Annotated in this window: 14 protein-coding genes and 1 pseudogene; 12 read left to right on the forward strand and 3 right to left on the reverse strand. The window is 65.5% G+C overall.

The window, feature by feature from the left end; all coding sequences use genetic code 11:
• The first annotated feature begins 133 nt into the window (after positions 1-133).
• Genes ACQR03_RS02890 through ACQR03_RS02900 form a run of 3 tightly spaced genes read left to right on the forward strand, consistent with a single transcriptional unit; the run spans position 134 to position 3,273 of the window.
• Positions 134-1,522 (forward strand): class II 3-deoxy-7-phosphoheptulonate synthase, encoded by a 1,389-nt coding sequence (locus ACQR03_RS02890; protein ID WP_315714515.1) that lies wholly within the window; start codon positions 134-136, stop codon positions 1,520-1,522.
• Positions 1,522-1,875 carry a diacylglycerol kinase gene (locus ACQR03_RS02895; RefSeq protein WP_315827363.1) on the forward strand — a complete coding sequence of 118 codons (354 nt, stop codon included), beginning with the start codon at positions 1,522-1,524 and terminating at the stop codon, positions 1,873-1,875. Before ACQR03_RS02890 ends, ACQR03_RS02895 begins: the two co-directional genes overlap by 1 nt.
• A gap of 12 nt (positions 1,876-1,887) precedes the next feature.
• Positions 1,888-3,273: a nitrilase-related carbon-nitrogen hydrolase gene (locus ACQR03_RS02900; RefSeq protein ID WP_316185895.1), complete on the forward strand. Its 1,386-nt coding sequence runs from the start codon at positions 1,888-1,890 to the stop codon at positions 3,271-3,273.
• 14 nt (positions 3,274-3,287) lie between these two features.
• On the opposite strand, the gene ACQR03_RS02905 is transcribed toward ACQR03_RS02900, so the two are convergent.
• Together ACQR03_RS02905 and ACQR03_RS02910 are read right to left on the reverse strand one after the other, a co-directional pair.
• Positions 3,288-4,445 (reverse strand): DUF2865 domain-containing protein, encoded by a 1,158-nt coding sequence (locus tag ACQR03_RS02905; protein ID WP_316185896.1) that lies wholly within the window; start codon positions 4,443-4,445, stop codon positions 3,288-3,290.
• A gap of 153 nt (positions 4,446-4,598) precedes the next feature.
• Positions 4,599-4,907 (reverse strand): hypothetical protein, encoded by a 309-nt coding sequence (locus tag ACQR03_RS02910; protein WP_315714511.1) that lies wholly within the window; start codon positions 4,905-4,907, stop codon positions 4,599-4,601.
• A gap of 389 nt (positions 4,908-5,296) precedes the next feature.
• On the opposite strand from ACQR03_RS02910, the pseudogene cysS reads away from it, so the two are divergent.
• From cysS to ACQR03_RS02935, 5 genes and pseudogenes are all read left to right on the forward strand, one after another.
• Positions 5,297-6,574, forward strand: a pseudogene (cysS, locus tag ACQR03_RS02915) (cysteine--tRNA ligase); the annotation flags it as partial.
• 213 nt (positions 6,575-6,787) lie between these two features.
• Complete coding sequence (locus ACQR03_RS02920) at positions 6,788-7,027, forward strand: CysS/YqeB C-terminal domain-containing protein (protein ID WP_434841200.1); 240 nt, start codon at positions 6,788-6,790, stop codon at positions 7,025-7,027.
• A gap of 113 nt (positions 7,028-7,140) precedes the next feature.
• Positions 7,141-7,644 (forward strand): GNAT family N-acetyltransferase, encoded by a 504-nt coding sequence (locus ACQR03_RS02925; protein ID WP_315781082.1) that lies wholly within the window; start codon positions 7,141-7,143, stop codon positions 7,642-7,644.
• A complete protein-coding gene (gene cimA, locus ACQR03_RS02930) occupies positions 7,641-9,254 on the forward strand; it encodes a citramalate synthase (RefSeq protein WP_315749684.1) in 1,614 nt (537 codons plus the stop codon). The genes ACQR03_RS02925 and cimA overlap by 4 nt, the downstream gene beginning before the upstream one ends.
• Positions 9,255-9,369: 115 nt before the next feature.
• On the forward strand, positions 9,370-9,747 hold the full coding sequence (locus ACQR03_RS02935; RefSeq protein WP_315749685.1) for a VOC family protein: 378 nt from the start codon (positions 9,370-9,372) through the stop codon (positions 9,745-9,747).
• A gap of 4 nt (positions 9,748-9,751) precedes the next feature.
• Here the strand turns inward: ACQR03_RS02935 and ACQR03_RS02940 are convergent, their stop codons facing one another.
• On the reverse strand, positions 9,752-10,354 hold the full coding sequence (locus tag ACQR03_RS02940) for a TIGR00730 family Rossman fold protein (RefSeq protein WP_315749687.1): 603 nt from the start codon (positions 10,352-10,354) through the stop codon (positions 9,752-9,754).
• Between the two features lie 244 nt (positions 10,355-10,598).
• Here ACQR03_RS02940 and ACQR03_RS02945 point away from each other — a divergent pair, with 244 nt between their 5' ends.
• The 4 genes from ACQR03_RS02945 (at position 10,599) to ACQR03_RS02960 (ending at position 15,205) form a co-directional block, all read left to right on the forward strand.
• A complete protein-coding gene (locus tag ACQR03_RS02945) occupies positions 10,599-12,569 on the forward strand; it encodes an ABCB family ABC transporter ATP-binding protein/permease (protein WP_315827368.1) in 1,971 nt (656 codons plus the stop codon).
• A 93-nt stretch (positions 12,570-12,662) separates the two neighbouring features.
• Complete coding sequence (locus ACQR03_RS02950; protein WP_315827468.1) at positions 12,663-13,397, forward strand: phosphatidylserine decarboxylase; 735 nt, start codon at positions 12,663-12,665, stop codon at positions 13,395-13,397.
• An 88-nt stretch (positions 13,398-13,485) separates the two neighbouring features.
• Positions 13,486-14,376, forward strand: coding sequence for a CDP-alcohol phosphatidyltransferase family protein (locus ACQR03_RS02955; RefSeq protein ID WP_315714503.1), 891 nt, complete (start codon positions 13,486-13,488; stop codon positions 14,374-14,376).
• 109 nt (positions 14,377-14,485) lie between these two features.
• Positions 14,486-15,205, forward strand: a complete 720-nt coding sequence (locus tag ACQR03_RS02960) for an RraA family protein (RefSeq protein ID WP_316192722.1) — start codon at positions 14,486-14,488, stop codon at positions 15,203-15,205.
• The last annotated feature ends 142 nt before the right edge of the window (positions 15,206-15,347 follow it).

A 15,347-nucleotide genomic window follows, 5' to 3' on the forward strand; every position in this document is an offset into this window, starting at 1 on the left:
ATTCGGGTGGCGGTGCAAGCCCTTGTGTCCGCGCCCTAAATTCCAAGTGGCGGCACGGGAGCAGGCTGTGTATAAGGCGCGCGCCGCCGCGCGGGGAATTTGGCGTGCAGTTGCCGAGAGGGAGTAGAGAGCCATGACCGAGCGCTGGAGCCCGGAGAGCTGGCGGTCCAAGCCGGTGCAGCAGGTGCCTGACTATCCCGACCAGAAGGCGCTCGCCGAGGTCGAGGCGCAGCTTGCGACCTTCCCGCCGCTGGTGTTCGCCGGCGAGGCGCGCAACCTGAAGAAGGCGCTGGCGCGGGTGGCGGCGGGCGAGGCATTCCTGTTGCAGGGCGGCGACTGCGCCGAGAGCTTCGCCGAGCACGGCGCCAACAACATCCGCGACTTCTTCCGCGTGCTGCTGCAGATGGCCGTGGTCATGACCTATGCCGGCGCGGTGCCGGTGGTGAAGGTCGGCCGCATCGCCGGCCAGTTCGCCAAGCCACGCTCGTCGCCGACGGAGAAGATCAATGGCGTCGAGCTGCCGAGCTATCGCGGCGACATCGTCAACGACACCGCCTTCACGCCCGAGGCGCGCATCCCCAATCCGCAGCGCCAGCTCGACGCCTACCGGCAGTCGGCGGCGACCTTGAACCTGCTGCGCGCGTTCGCCACCGGCGGCTTCGCCAATCTCGGCAGCGTGCATCAGTGGATGCTCGGCTTCGTCAAGGATTCCCCGCAGTCGCGGCGCTACAAGGAGCTGGCCGACCGCATCTCGGACGCGCTCAACTTCATGCGCGCCTGCGGCCTCGACCTCGAGAGCCATCCGGAGCTGCGCGCCACCGACTTCTACACCAGCCACGAGGCGCTGCTGCTCGGCTATGAGCAGGCCTTCACCCGGGTCGATTCCACCACCGGCGACTGGTACGCGACCTCGGGCCATTTCATCTGGATCGGCGACCGCACCCGCCAGCTCGACCACGGCCATGTCGAATATTTCCGCGGCATCAAGAACCCGATCGGCCTGAAATGCGGCCCGTCGCTGAAGCCGGACGAGCTGCTGAAGCTGATCGACATCCTCAATCCCGACAACGAGCCGGGCCGGCTGACCCTGATCAACCGCTTCGGCGCCGACAAGGTCGGCGATCATCTGCCGGGACTGATCCGCGCGGTGCAGCGGGAAGGGCGCAAGGTGGTGTGGTCGTGCGATCCGATGCACGGCAACACCATCACCTCGACCTCGGGCTACAAGACACGGCCGTTCGATCGCATCGTATCCGAGGTGCGGGCGTTCTTCGCGGTGCATGCCGCGGAGGGCACCCATGCCGGCGGCATCCATCTCGAGATGACCGGCAAGGACGTCACCGAATGCATCGGCGGCGCGCGCGCGATCACCGACGAGGATCTCAACGACCGCTATCACACGGTGTGCGATCCCCGGCTGAACGCCGAGCAGTCGATCGACATGGCGTTCCTGATCGCCGAGCTGCTGAAGCAGCAGCGCGGCGGCAAGACCGCACCGATGCCGGCCGTCGCGGGCTTCTGATGCTGCGTCTGTGGCGCGCGACGGTCAACTCGCGCAACGGCCTGGCCTTCGCGCTCCGCTCCGAGCAGGCGGTGCGCGAGGAGGTGGTCGCGTTCCTGCTGGCGCTGCCGCTGGCCTATGTCGTCGGCGCGACGGCGATGCGCAGCGTCGAGCTGGTCTGCGCGGTGGTGCTGGTGCTGGTCGTCGAGCTGCTCAACACCGCGATCGAGAAGCTCGCCGACCGCCTCACCACCGAGCACGATCTGCAGATCGGCCGGGTCAAGGATCTCGGCTCGGCCGCCGTCGGCGTCGCGCTGCTGATGTCCGGCTGCTTCTGGCTGTTCGCGATCGCCGAGCGGCTCGGGCTGCTTTGAACGAGTTGAGCGATGGCCGCCGACATCTTCAGGATCACGCTGGCCCAGCTCAACCCGACGGTCGGCGACATCGCAGGAAATGCCGCGAAGGCGCGCGAGGCACGGGCGAGGGCGGCGGCCGACGGCGCTGATCTCGTGGTGCTGCCGGAGCTATTCCTGGCGGGGCATCCATGCCAGGATCTGGTGCTGAAGCCGGCATTTCAGGCCGCGTGCCGGGCCGCGATCGAGGCTCTCGCGCGCGAGACCGCCGATGGCGGGCCGGCGGTGCTGATCGGCACGCCCTGGATCGACGACGGCAAGCTCTACAATGCCTGCGTGCTGCTCGACACCGGCCGCATCGCCGCGACGCGCTTCAAGGCCAACCTGGCCGATGGTGATCAGAAGCGCGTGTTCATGCGCGGCCCGGCGGCCGGCCCGCTCAGCGTGCGGGGCGTCCGCATCGGCGTCGCGATCGGCGAAGACATCTCGCCCGAAGAATCCTCGAACGACGAAAACGTCATCGAGACGCTGGCGGAAACCGGGGCCGAACTCATCGTCGTGCCGAGCCGCTCATGCTACCTGCGCAGCGGCGGCGACCGGCGCCTGTCGGCCGCGGTCGCCCGCGTCACCGAAAGCGATCTGCCGCTCGTCTGGCTCAACCAGGTCGGCGGTCAGGACGGCAAGGTGTTCGACGGCGCATCGTTCGCGCTGAACGCCGATCTCTCGGTGGCCGCGCAGCTTCCGGGCTTCGCCGCTGAGGTCACGACCTTGGCATGGAGCAGGGGAGACGGCTGGCAGTGTCGGGGACCGGTCACCACGCCGAGCGAGGGCGACGAGGCGGACTACGCGGCCCGCGTGCTCGGCCTGCGCGACCACGTCGAGAAGCATGGCTTCACCGGGATCGTGCTGGCTCTGACCGGAGGCATCGAATCCGCGCTGTCATTGGCGATGGCCGTCGATGCGCTCGGAGCTGCGAGGGTGCGCGGTGTGGTGCTGTCCGGGCCGGACATGCCGCAGGAATCGCCGGCTATTGCAGTCGCGGCGCGGTTCGGCGTCACCGCCGAGACGTTGCCGATCGCACCGGCAGTGGCAGGCTTCGAAACGGTTCTCCCCGGGCCGCTGGCGGGCGACGCCCGTCACGCTCTCCTGGCGCGCGTGCGCGGCTCGCTGCTGCTGGCCTTGGCGAGCCTCTCCGGTGCGCTCGCGGTCGTGCCTCGCAAGACGTCGGACCGGCATGGCTGCGAGATCGGTGACGCGACTGGCGGTGCCACTCTCGTCGACGGCGTGTCCCAGGCCGAGATCGTTCGTCTCGCAGCGCTGCGCAATCGTTGGAAGCCTGCGAACGCGCTAGGGCCGTCGGTCGAAGTCATGTCGCCCGATCTCGCTGGCCGCGCGTCCTCAGATGCGTTCGAAGGATGACCCGGCGATCTCGCTCAACGCGCGGGAATGAAGGTCGGTCCGACCGTGCGGATCTGCTTGTCGCCACCGGCGCCCGTCGTGGCGTCCGCGGTCGCGGGCGCTGCCGCATCGGCCGGTGCGGCGCCTTTGCGGGCGGCGTTCGCCGGCGGCTTGCCGGTCTGGCGCTGCTGCATCCGCTTGGCGCTCTCCTCGGTAACGATGATGTCGCCCTGCTCGGCGGCTGTGGCCCGGTCGTCGATCGATTTCAGCGCGTCGGCCCAGGTCTGGCCGGGCGCCTTGCAGGAACAGCTCGGGTTGAACTCGGTGCGATACTTGAAGGCGTTCGGCAGCGCGGTGTAGGGCTGGCCGTTGACCGAGACCGCCTGGTTCATGTCCTCGCCGGGATTGCGATAGGTGAACAGCGTCGCGTCGGCGGCGGGGCATTGCGCCTTGCAGGCGCGCTCGTCGTCGGCGAAGCGGCCGGGAACGGTGGCAAACGAGATCGGGAAATAGGCGCCGTCGCAGCTACGCACGCACACGGTCCGGTAGGTGCCCTGCGGCGCCGCGAGATCGGCGCTCGGCGGCGGCAGCGATGCGGCGGGATTGCTGTCGGCACCGCCGCCGAACAGGCTGGTCAGGAAGTTGCCGCCGCCGCCGCCGCGATTGGCGTTAGCGTACTGCTGATATTGCGGGCCGCAATTGTTCTGGCCGAGGGCTGCCAGCACCGAGCGGCGCTGGTTGTCGCGCTCGCCGCCGAACCCGCCGCCACGGAGCCGCTCCAGGCTGCTCATGATCTGGTCCAGGTTGGACCGCATCTGCTGGATCTGGTTGTTCACCGGGGCGCATTCGGCCGAGCGGCCGTTGAAGATCGAGAAGAAGCCCGGGCTGTCGCAGCCCATGCGCTTGGCCTGCATGCTGACGCGGTCGAGCTCGCCTTGCTGCTTGGCGGCAGCATCCTGATAGCGCCGGATCTGGTCCTCACGCGCGGGATCGCCGCCACCGCGATCGATCGAGGCGAGCTGCGCCTCCAGGCGCGGACAGATCGGATTGACGCCGGCCTGCGGTCCGGGCGGGCCCGGCGGCATCTGCGCATAGGAATCGGAGCTGGATTGCGCCAGGGCGTGCGAGCCGGTCAGGGTCAGTCCGAGCAGCGCAGACACGGCCAGCAGGCGCGGAGACAGGGATGCGATCAAGATGCGGTATTCCGGTCCATGGGTGCAGCCGCGGGACTAGCACAGAATTCGGAAAAATCGCGGCAGCGGCGGGCATCCCATAGCCGCTTTGTCGGGCATCGTCACGTCGTTTCCAGGGCGCCGGGGTGGCGGGAACCGCTGTTCCCGGCCGTCTCAGCGCTGGCAGGTGATCGCGACAAAGTCGCTGCAGCCGCCACGGGCGCAGTTTGCGCCGGCTTTCGGCACCGATCCGGTGATTTCATCGGGGTCGACGCGGCGATAGGAGGAGGCCTGTGCAAAATCCCGTGATTGGCAGTACGACCGCGCGGCCGAGGCGCCGCATCGGTCGCCCTTGGCGAGGCACTGGTCGACGCCGTAGCCGTCGGCTTCGTTGGCGATGATGAAGATGCGGCTCTCCGCCGTGGCGGTGGTCGCGGCGGCGAGGAGAACACAGCAGGCGAGCAGCGCCGGGGAGATTCGCATGGTGCACCGGTGGGTGTAGGAGACAACTCATGGTTAGGCCCAAAAGCTTAAAAATGATTAACCATGAGGCGGGGCGCGAGCATTTGGGCAGTGAAAACGGCCGTTTTGCGGCTCTTGACGGAGACAGTCTGCTGCAGCATGGTGAGTTTCATGAACGGTTTCCTCGCCATCTGCTGCATTTGCCGCGAGATTACGCGCTAGCGATTCGCTGGCTGAGGCCGTCTTTTCTCAACAGAGATGATCAGGACGCCCGGCCGGCAGGTCGGAAGTGTGATTCGTGCCGTGGCGGCCCGCTCGCGGGCGGTCGTGCGGCGTAGGACTTCCGTTGCGCTTCGTCATGGACTGTCGGTCCGGCGGGGCGGTGAGCACAGGGCATTCGGGGACGGACCATGGACTTGCGTTTGTACGACACCGCGTCGCGGGAGAAGCGCCCCTTCGTGCCGCTCGATCCGAACAATGTCCGCATGTATGTCTGCGGACCGACGGTCTACGACTTCGCCCATATCGGCAACGCGCGCCCGGTCATCGTCTTCGACGTGCTGTTCCGGCTGCTGCGGCATCTCTATGGCGAGAAGCACGTCACCTACGTCCGCAACATCACGGACGTCGACGACAAGATCAACGCCCGCGCCGCGCGCGACTTTCCCGGGCTGCCGCTGAACGAGGCGATCCGTAAGGTCACCGAGGTGACCGAACAGCAGTTCCACGAGGACGTCGACGCGCTCGGCTGCTTGCGGCCGAACGTCGAGCCGCGTGCGACTGAGCATATCGGTGAGATGCGCGCGATCATCGACAAGTTAGTCGTCGACCACTTCGCCTATGTCGAGCAGGACCACGTGCTGTTCTCGCCTGCGGCGATGAATGCGGCGATGAACGAGGTCAACTCAGTACTGCCGCGTTACGGCGCGCTCGCTAACCGCTCGCTCGACGAAATGATTGCCGGCGCTCGCGTCGACGTCGCGCCCTACAAGAGGGACGCCACCGACTTTGTGCTGTGGAAGCCGTCGAAGCCTGGTGAGCCGTCCTGGCCGTCGCCAGCCGGCATTGCCGTCGAGGGGCGCCCCGGTTGGCACATCGAGTGCTCGGCCATGTCGAACACACTCCTGTGGGAAAGCATCAAGGCGACTTTGTCGCCTGAAGCGCAAAACCATCCCCACCAGTTTGATATTCACGGTGGGGGAGTTGATCTTGTTTTTCCTCATCACGAGAATGAACTCGCGCAGAGCTGCTGCGCGTTCAATACGCCGCGCATGGCCAATGTCTGGATGCACAACGGCTTCCTGCAGGTCGAAGGTGAGAAGATGTCGAAGAGCCTCGGCAACTTCGTGACGATCAATGAATTGCTAACGACGGATAGATTTGGCGGACGGAAGTGGTCAGGCGAAGTTCTGCGCCTTGCCATGCTGAAAAGCCATTATCGCGCTCCAATCGACTGGACAGTTAAAGGGCTCCTGGAAGCTGAACAGATGCTTTCGGATTGGAGAGAGGCTGTAGCTAATGTGCGCCCGCGAGGCCCTTCTATTAAGCCAACTAAGAGGCTCATAGATGCTCTGGCGGATGATCTCAATTTGCCCGGAGCGCTGTTCGAATTGCACGAACTGGCAAAGCACGCGCGCAAAGGGGTGTGGGTGCGGGAGAATCTGTATGCAAACCTGGTTTTTCTCGGACTTCTACCAAATCAATATGAGGACGCGACCAAGATCGCTACTCTCGTCAACCAAAAACTAAATCTCATCAATGTATCAGATCCGCGCCGGATATTGGATTTCCATTCTCAAATTGAGGACGCGCTACAGACGTTCTCAGTTACGCTTTCTTCTTCTGCAAATTCGGCTCCGACGGTAGCCAGTGCCTATGAATTGATCACGTCTCGACCAATTATGTACGGTGTGGTGGATGCGTGGACGAAATATCACCAGGGATACTTGTCCGTCGAAGATCGAAAGCATGTCGAAAATACTATCGGTATCGCTCGCCTCAATCAGTTGATTGCAGATCGGATTTCTGCACGTGCAAAGAGAGATTTCGCGAAAACTGATCAGATCAGAAACGAGTTGTTGGGCGTTGGGATTGTGTTGAAAGACGCCAAAGATCGGACGACCTGGGAGATTGCGCGATGAGCAAGCCCGACACCCCGTTTCCGCGGCACTGGCTGTACTACATCCTGCTCAAGCTGGTGCTGATCGCGGGCGCGGTGGCGCTGGTCACGAAACTCTACGGCATGTGGTGACGCATGGGACAGGCTCTCCCGAGGCCCGCGCTCCGGCCGTTTCTTCCCGCTGATGCGCCGGTACTGGCCGCGATCTTCGTCGCCAGCATCCAGGAGCTGACCGGTGACGATTACAGCGAGGAGCAGCAGGAGGCCTGGGCGTCCGCTGCTGAGGATGAGACGGGTTTTGGCAAGAGGCTGGCATCCGAGCTCACCTTGATTGCGACCCTGCAGGGCTCGCCGGTCGGCTTCGCCGCGCTGAAGGGCAACGATCACATCGACATGCTCTATGTCCATCCGAATGCGGCCGGGCAGGGCGTCGGGGCCCTGCTATGCGACGCGCTGGAAAAGTTGGCGGGCGCGCGCGGCACGACCGGTCTGTCGGTCGACGCTAGCGACACGGCGGTCGAATTCTTTCGCAAGCGCGGCTACGTCGCGCAGCAGCGCAATAGCGTCTCCATCAATGGCGAGTGGCTCGCCAACACGACGATGAAGAAGACGCTCGGCTCCGGGGGAGCGCAGGCATGAGCAGGGCAGGCACAAGCAGGGAACGGCTTTATCTGTTCGACACCACCCTGCGTGATGGCGCGCAGACCAACGGTGTCGATTTCACGCTGGCCGACAAGCAGGCCATCGCGCGCATGCTCGACGATCTCGGCATCGACTATGTCGAGGGCGGTTATCCCGGCGCCAACCCGCTCGACACCGAGTTCTTCGCCGCCAAGCCGAAGCTCGGCCACGCCCGCTTCACCGCCTTCGGGATGACGCGCCGGGCGGGACGCTCGGTGTCCAACGATCCGGGCGTGGCGGCGCTGCTGGAGGCCAAGGCGGACGCGATCTGCTTCGTCGCGAAGTCATCCGCCTACCAGGTGCGCGTCGCGCTGGAGACCACCAACGAGGAGAATCTCGCCTCGATCCGCGACAGCGTGACGGCCGCGAAGGCTGCGGGGCGCGAGGTGATGCTCGACTGCGAGCATTTCTTCGACGGCTACAAGGAGAATGCGGAGTTCGCGCTGGCCTGCACCCGCGCGGCCTATGAGGCCGGCGCGCGCTGGGTCGTGCTGTGCGACACCAATGGCGGCACCATGCCGCACGAGATCGAGCTGATCGTCGGCGAGGTCGCCAAGCACGTGCCGGGCGATCACCTCGGCATCCACGCCCATAACGACACCGAGCAGGCGGTGGCGAACTCGCTTGCCGCGGTCCGCGCTGGCGTGCGGCAGATCCAGGGCACCTTGAACGGACTCGGTGAGCGCTGCGGCAATGCCAATCTGTGCTCACTGATCCCGACCTTGAAGCTGAAGACGGAGTTCTCGGATCGGTTCGAGATCGCCGTATCGGACCGGCAGCTCGCCGGCCTGATGAAGGTCTCGCGCACGCTCGACGACATGCTGAACCGTGCGCCGAACCGGCACGCGCCTTATGTCGGCGAGAGCGCCTTCGTCACCAAGACCGGTATTCATGCGTCGGCCGTGCTGAAGGATCCGCAGACCTATGAGCACGTCCTGCCCGAGCGCGTCGGCAATCATCGCAAGGTGCTGGTCTCCGACCAGGCCGGACGATCCAACGTCATCGCGGCGCTGGAGCGCGGCGGCATTCCCTTCAGCAAGAGCGATCCGAAGTTGACGCGCCTCGTCGAGGAGCTGAAGGAGCGCGAGGCCGCGGGCTACGCCTACGAGTCCGCCGACGCCTCGTTCGAGCTGCTGGCGCGGCGTACGCTGGGCTCGGTGCCGGAGTATTTCCGGGTCGAGCAGTTCGACGTCAATGTCGAGCAGCGCTACAACGCGCTCGGTGAACGCGTCACGGTGGCGCTGGCCGTGGTCAAGGTGGACGTCGCTGGCGAGCGGCTGATCTCGGCGGCGGAAGGCAACGGCCCGGTCAATGCGCTCGACGTCGCCTTGCGCAAGGATCTCGGCAAGTACCAGGGCTTCATCGACGGCCTCAAGCTGATCGACTACCGCGTCCGTATCCTCAATGGCGGCACCGAGGCGGTCACGCGCGTGCTGATCGAGAGCGAGGACGAAAAGGGAGAGCGCTGGACCACGGTCGGCGTCTCGCCGAACATCATCGACGCCTCGTTCCAGGCGCTGATGGATTCGGTATTCTACAAGCTGGTGAAGTCCGGCGCGAAGGGGTGAGATGATGCATCCGTCGTTGCGAGCGAAGCGAAGCAATCCAGGCCTGAATGCGCGATTCTGGATTGCTTCGTCGCTTCGCTCTTCGCAATGACCTGGAGAGGCCAGGAGCAAACGCATGATCGACCACGTCTCCGTCGGTGTCAGCGATCTCGTCCGCAGCGCGCGGTTCTATGAGCGTGCGCTGGCGCCGCTCGGGCTGACGCGGCTGATCGAGCGTCCCACGACCATCGGCTTCGGGAAGGCCTATCCGGAATTCTGGATCAATCTACGCCCCGCCATGGCGCGCGTGCCGGCCGACACCGGCTCTCATGTGTGCCTGCGAGCCAGGAGCACGGCGGAGGTCGATGCGCTTCACGCGGCGGCGTTGGAGGCGGGCGGAGTTTCCGACGGTGCGCCAGGACTGCGGCCGCATGATCGCGTGCGCTATTATGCGGCCTTTGTGCTTGATCCCGATGGCAACCGGATCGAGGCGGTCACATTCCCGAGCGAGTAGGGGCTCAGAGCCGTTTGGCGATCTCAGGCGCCATCTCGGTCTCTTCCTTGGCGACGCGGGCGGCGGCCTCGCGCAGGCGCGGCAGGATGTCCTCGACGCGTTCGGCCCTGAGCAGCTCGATCTGGAAGCCGGGGCGGATGAACTCGGTCTCGCGCATGTGCGCGAGCAGCCCGAACAGCGGTTCCCAGAAGCCGTCGATATTGGCCATCAGCACCGGCTTGGCGTGGCGTCCGAGCTGCTTCCAGGTCAGCTGCTCGACGAGCTCCTCGAGCGTGCCGATGCCGCCGGGCAGCGCCACGAACGCGTCGGAGTGCTCGAACATCAGCCGTTTGCGCTCGTGCATGTCGGGCGTGATGATGAGATCCTTGAGCGGCATCATGACTTCCTTCTTCACCAGGAAGTCCGGAATGATTCCGGTGACGTCGCCGCCATGGTCGAGCACGGCCTTGGCAACCGCGCCCATCATGCCGATGGAGCCGCCGCCATAGACGAGCCTGACGCCGTTCTCGGCAAGCGCCTTGCCGAGTGCTTTCGCCGATTCGATGAAGCTGGGATTCGTCCCCGGGCCGGAGCCGCAATAGACGCAAACGGTGCGGATTTCAGTCATTGGAGCGGTGTGACACTGCAGTTGAAAGGCGTCAAGACGAGGGCGGAGGACGTGGATTCGCGGGCTTTCACGGATTGATGCAGGCTGAATGGGTCCATTTGTCCGAAAACAAGTATGCAAATACTGCGCCGCGGCAACGGATTCCGGCGACGTACCGGTGCATCCGGCGCCCGGACACTCTATATGACGCAGGCAACGCCCGGCATCACAACATGCCAAAACACTCGCTGCTCCAGAACGTTTGATGCCGCCCGATTCCTCCTCCGAACCAGCCGCCAACCAGCCTTCGTCCCTCGAGCAGGGAACGCTGGCCGGCACGCTGCGCCACTTGTGGCCCTTCATCTGGCCGCGCGATCGCGCCGACCTGAAGATGCGCGTGCTATGGTCGGTGGTGCTGCTGATCGTGGCCAAGGTCGCGACGCTGGTCCTGCCCTTCACCTTCAAATGGGCGATCGACGCGTTGACCGGCGCCAATACCGCGCCGATCGCGCCCGATAACTGGGCGTTCTGGCTGGTGGCCTCGCCGATCGTCATGACGGCAAGCTACGGCGGGATTCGGGTGCTGATGGCGGTGCTGACGCAGTGGCGCGACGGTATTTTTGCCCGCGTCGCCATGCATGCCGTGCGCAAGCTCGCGACCATCACCTTCGTCCACATGCATGAATTATCGCTGCGCTTTCACCTCGAGCGCAAGACCGGCGGCCTGACCCGCGTGCTCGAGCGCGGCCGCAACGCGATCGAGACCATCGTGCGCATGGTGATCCTGCAGCTGATCCCGACCATCGTCGAGGTCTCGCTGCTGACGGCGGTGCTGCTGTGGCAGTTCGACTGGCGCTACGTTCTGGTCACGCTCACCATGGTCGCGGCCTATCTCTATTACACCTACATTGCGACCGAGTGGCGCATCGAGATCCGGCGCCGCATGAACGACTCGGATACGGATGCCAATACCAAGGCCATCGACTCGCTGCTCAACTACGAGACAGTGAAGTATTTCGGCGCCGAGGCGCGCGAGGCCGAGCGTTATGACCGTTCCATGGAGCGCTACGAGCGGGCCAGCGTGAAGACCTATACCTCGCTCGCGGTGCTCAACGCCGGGCAGGCCGTGATCTTCACGATCGGGCTGACGGTGGCCATGCTGATGTGCGCCCAGGGCGTGCGTCAGGGACGCAACACGGTCGGCGACTTCGTCATGATCAACAGCATGATGATCCAGCTCTACCAGCCGCTGAACTTCATGGGCATGGTCTATCGCGAGATCAAGCAGGCGATCATCGACATCGAGAAGATGTTCGGCGTGCTCACGCGCGATGCCGAGGTGAAGGACGCGGCCGGAGCGACGCCTTTGGTGGTCACCTCTGGCAATGTCCGCTTCGACGATGTCCGCTTCGCCTATGAGCCGGAGCGGCCGATCCTGCAGGGGCTGAGCTTCGAGGTGCCGGCGGGCAAGACGGTCGCGATCGTGGGGCCGTCCGGTGCTGGCAAGTCGACCATCTCGCGGCTGCTGTTTCGGCTCTACGACGTCTCCGGCGGCCGCATCTTGATCGACGGCCAGGACATCCGCGACGTTACCCAGGTGTCGCTGCGCGCCCAGATCGGGATGGTCCCGCAGGATACCGTGCTGTTCAATGACACCATCCGCTACAACATCCGCTACGGACGCTGGGATGCGGACGACGCCGCCGTCGAGGAGGCAGCGAGGCTGGCCCAGATCGACGGTCTGATCCGGATGGCGCCGAAGGGCTACGAGACCCAGGTGGGCGAGCGCGGCCTCAAGCTCTCCGGTGGCGAGAAGCAGCGCGTTGCGATTGCCCGCACCATCCTGAAGGGGCCGCCGATCCTCGTGCTGGACGAGGCGACCTCGGCGCTGGACAGCCATACCGAGCACGAGATCCAGGAGGCGCTCGATGGTGTGTCGCGCAATCGTACCTCGCTCGTGATCGCGCACCGGCTTTCGACCATCGTGGCGGCCGACGAGATCATCGTGCTCGACCGGGGGCGAATTGCCGAGCGCGGCACTCATGCCGAGCTGCTGGCCAAAGGCGGGCTGTATGCCGGCATGTGGAACCGGCAGCGCGAGGCTGAGGAGGCGCGCGAAAAACTGGCGCAGATCGGCGACGATGCGGGGGCGCCGAACCGCAATCCGCCGGATCGGAGCGAGCCGGACGCGGCCGGGCCCGATCGGACCGGACAGGTGGCGAGTGCCGCCGAATGATGCCGCGAACCGCCCTGATCTGAACTCAAGAATCCATTAAGGATTCATTTTGACCTTCGCCGGCCATCGACCTAGTCAAGGCGGCGGTCCGCTCTGAGGTCAGAGCGACAACACTCAACGAAGCAGGCCATGTCGATCAGCAATTCCATCCGCGCTCAGATCCCGCCGATCCACCCGGAAGGTTATCCTTTCATCGGGGGATTTGCCCTCGTCAGCCTGATCCTGTTCTGGATATTCACCCCGCTCGGCTGGATCGGCACGCTGCTCACCGTCTGGTGCGCGCTGTTCTTCCGCGACCCGATCCGGGTCACGCCGCAGCGGGAAGGGCTGGTGGTGGCGCCGGCCGACGGGCGCATCTCCATGATCACGCGCGCCCTGCCGCCGGCCGAGCTCGGCCTCGGCGACCGACCGCTGCTGCGGGTCTCGATCTTCATGAGCGTGTTCAACGTGCATGTGAACCGCAGCCCGGTGGCCGGCCGGATCGAGAAGATCGCCTACCGTCCGGGCGCCTTCATCAATGCCGAGCTCGACAAGGCGAGCGAGGACAACGAGCGCAACTCGCTCGCGATCTCGACGCCGCATGGCCGCATCGGCGTGGTCCAGATCGCAGGCCTCGTGGCGCGCCGGATCGTGTCGTTCGTGCGCGAGGGGCAGACCATTGGGGCTGGCGAGCGCTTCGGCCTGATCCGCTTCGGCTCGCGGCTCGACGTCTATCTCCCCGACGGCACGGACGTTCTGGTCTCGGAGGGGCAGACGGCCATTGCCGGCGAGACGATCCTGGCCGATTTCGACGTCCCCGTGCCCGGCCTGACGTTCCGGAGCCAGTGAACCGTCGCTGCCCGCTGGTGACCCATTAAGGGGACCTTGAGCTGTGTTCAGGCACAAGGTTCCGGCCCAAACCACACGTGGTGTGATCATGAGCTTCGACGTGAACTCTCCCGAACTGCGCCGCCGCCGTTTCCGTCCGATCCCGGTGCGGCTGCTGGTGCCGAACATGATCACCCTGCTGGCGATCTGCGCCGGCCTGACCGCGATCCGGCTGTCGACCGAGGGACGGATGGAGCTCGCGGTCGGCGCCATCGTCTTTGCCGCCTTCCTGGACGGCATCGATGGCCGCATCGCCCGCATGATCAAGGGCCAGTCGAAGTTCGGCGCCGAGCTCGACAGCCTGGCCGATTTCGTCAATTTCGGCGTGGCGCCGGGCCTGATCCTGTATTTCTGGCAGCTCCATGAGCTGCGCGACGGCGGCTGGATCGCCGCCATGATGTACGCCATCAGCGGCGGCCTGCGGCTGGCGCGCTTCAATGCCAGCATCGACGATCCCAACAAGCCGCCCTTCGCCGCCAATTTCTTCACCGGCGTGCCGGCACCGCTCGGCGCCATCACCGTGCTGCTGCCCGTCTATCTGGCGTTCCTGGACCTGCCGAGGCCGCCGGCGCTGGTGACGGCGTTCTACACCCTGCTGATCGCCTTCCTGATGGTGTCGCGGCTGCCGGTGTTCTCCGGCAAGACCACGCGGATGCGTGTCTCGCCCGAACTCGTGCTGCCGGTGTTCGCCTCGGTGGTGTTCTTCGTGGCGCTGCTGGTGGTCTATCCCTGGCACATCCTGTCGGCCGGATCGATCCTCTACATCCTGAGCCTTCCGTTCGGCTGGCGGCTGTATCGGCACCAGGCGGCGCGGCACGCCGCGGTCCTTGGTGCCGCGGCTGCGGCGTCGCACGCCTCGTCTTCATCCACGACGGCTTTTGCGCCGACCGGCGCGCCAGCGGTGGAGCAGGGGCAGCGGCCGCCGGAACGGCTGCACTGAGCGCAGGGCCCAAGACCCGGCGCGCGCTTTGCCGGCTTGGGCGCCTCAGTTATACCGGATGGCCAAGGACGGCCGCGAATGCCGTCCGCATCATCCGGAGAAAACGCCCGTGACAAGCACTGCCGCCGCGCCCCTCGCTGCTTCCGTCCTCGAGGCGCTCGCGCGCTACGATACGCCGACCATCTGCAACGCGATGGAGATCGTGGCGCCCGAGCGGCGCCTGATCGGCTACACGACCAAGCCGCTGGTGTGTCCGTTCCCCGATCTGCCGCCCATGGTCGGCTACGCGCGGACGGCGACGATCCGGTCCGTCGTCAAATCGGGATTGCCGGCGGAGGAGCAGGCGAGGCGACGCACCGACTACTACGAATATGTCGGCACCGGTCATGGTCCCCGCATCGTCGTGATCCAGGATATCGATGGCCCCGACATCGGTTACGGCGCATTCTGGGGCGAGGTACAGAGCAACGTCCACAAGGCGCTCGGCTGCCTCGGCGTGATTACCGATGGATCGATCCGCGACATCCCGCAATGGGCTGCCGGCTTCCAGGCACTGGCGGGCTCGATCGGTCCGTCGCATGCGTGGGTGCATGCCGAGAGCTTCGGCGGCGAGGTCCGCGTCGCCGGGATGACCGTGCGCTCGGACGACCTGATCCACTCCGATCGCCATGGTGCGATCGTCATCCCCGCCGACATCGCGGCGAAGCTTCCCGAGGCGGCCGAGTTGTGCGCGCGCCGTGAAACGCCGATCCTGGAGATCGCGCGGTCTGCGGATTTCTCGCTCGAGAAGCTCAAGGCCGCTTTGAAGCGGTCGGCGGAGATTCATTGAGCGTCGCTTCACTCCGGTCCCAATGGGCGAGCCGTACCGCGCGGCGGTGCGGCCCGCCGGCCTTGCGCTGGGCGCTCGCCGAACTGCGACGCTGCAACCGCATCCGGATGACTACGGGGTGACGGCTGACCCTCCGCCGAAA

The organism is Bradyrhizobium sp. HKCCYLS3070 (assembly GCF_051167575.1).
In the GTDB taxonomy this organism is placed as follows: domain Bacteria; phylum Pseudomonadota; class Alphaproteobacteria; order Rhizobiales; family Xanthobacteraceae; genus Bradyrhizobium.

Bases quoted from the DNA above. Each gene is read 5' to 3' on its own strand.
- ACQR03_RS02895 (WP_315827363.1), top strand. From the start codon at position 1,522: ATGCTGCGTCTGTGGCGCGCGACGGTCAACTCGCGCAACGGCCTGGCC.
- ACQR03_RS02945 (WP_315827368.1), top strand. From the start codon at position 10,599: ATGCCGCCCGATTCCTCCTCCGAACCAGCCGCCAACCAGCCTTCGTCC.
- ACQR03_RS02890 (WP_315714515.1), top strand. From the start codon at position 134: ATGACCGAGCGCTGGAGCCCGGAGAGCTGGCGGTCCAAGCCGGTGCAG.
- cimA (WP_315749684.1), top strand. From the start codon at position 7,641: ATGAGCAGGGCAGGCACAAGCAGGGAACGGCTTTATCTGTTCGACACC.
- ACQR03_RS02900 (WP_316185895.1), top strand. From the start codon at position 1,888: ATGGCCGCCGACATCTTCAGGATCACGCTGGCCCAGCTCAACCCGACG.
- ACQR03_RS02920 (WP_434841200.1), top strand. From the start codon at position 6,788: ATGTACGGTGTGGTGGATGCGTGGACGAAATATCACCAGGGATACTTG.
- ACQR03_RS02935 (WP_315749685.1), top strand. From the start codon at position 9,370: ATGATCGACCACGTCTCCGTCGGTGTCAGCGATCTCGTCCGCAGCGCG.
- ACQR03_RS02925 (WP_315781082.1), top strand. From the start codon at position 7,141: ATGGGACAGGCTCTCCCGAGGCCCGCGCTCCGGCCGTTTCTTCCCGCT.
- ACQR03_RS02955 (WP_315714503.1), top strand. From the start codon at position 13,486: ATGAGCTTCGACGTGAACTCTCCCGAACTGCGCCGCCGCCGTTTCCGT.
- ACQR03_RS02910 (WP_315714511.1), bottom strand. From the start codon at position 4,907: ATGCGAATCTCCCCGGCGCTGCTCGCCTGCTGTGTTCTCCTCGCCGCC.
- ACQR03_RS02940 (WP_315749687.1), bottom strand. From the start codon at position 10,354: ATGACTGAAATCCGCACCGTTTGCGTCTATTGCGGCTCCGGCCCGGGG.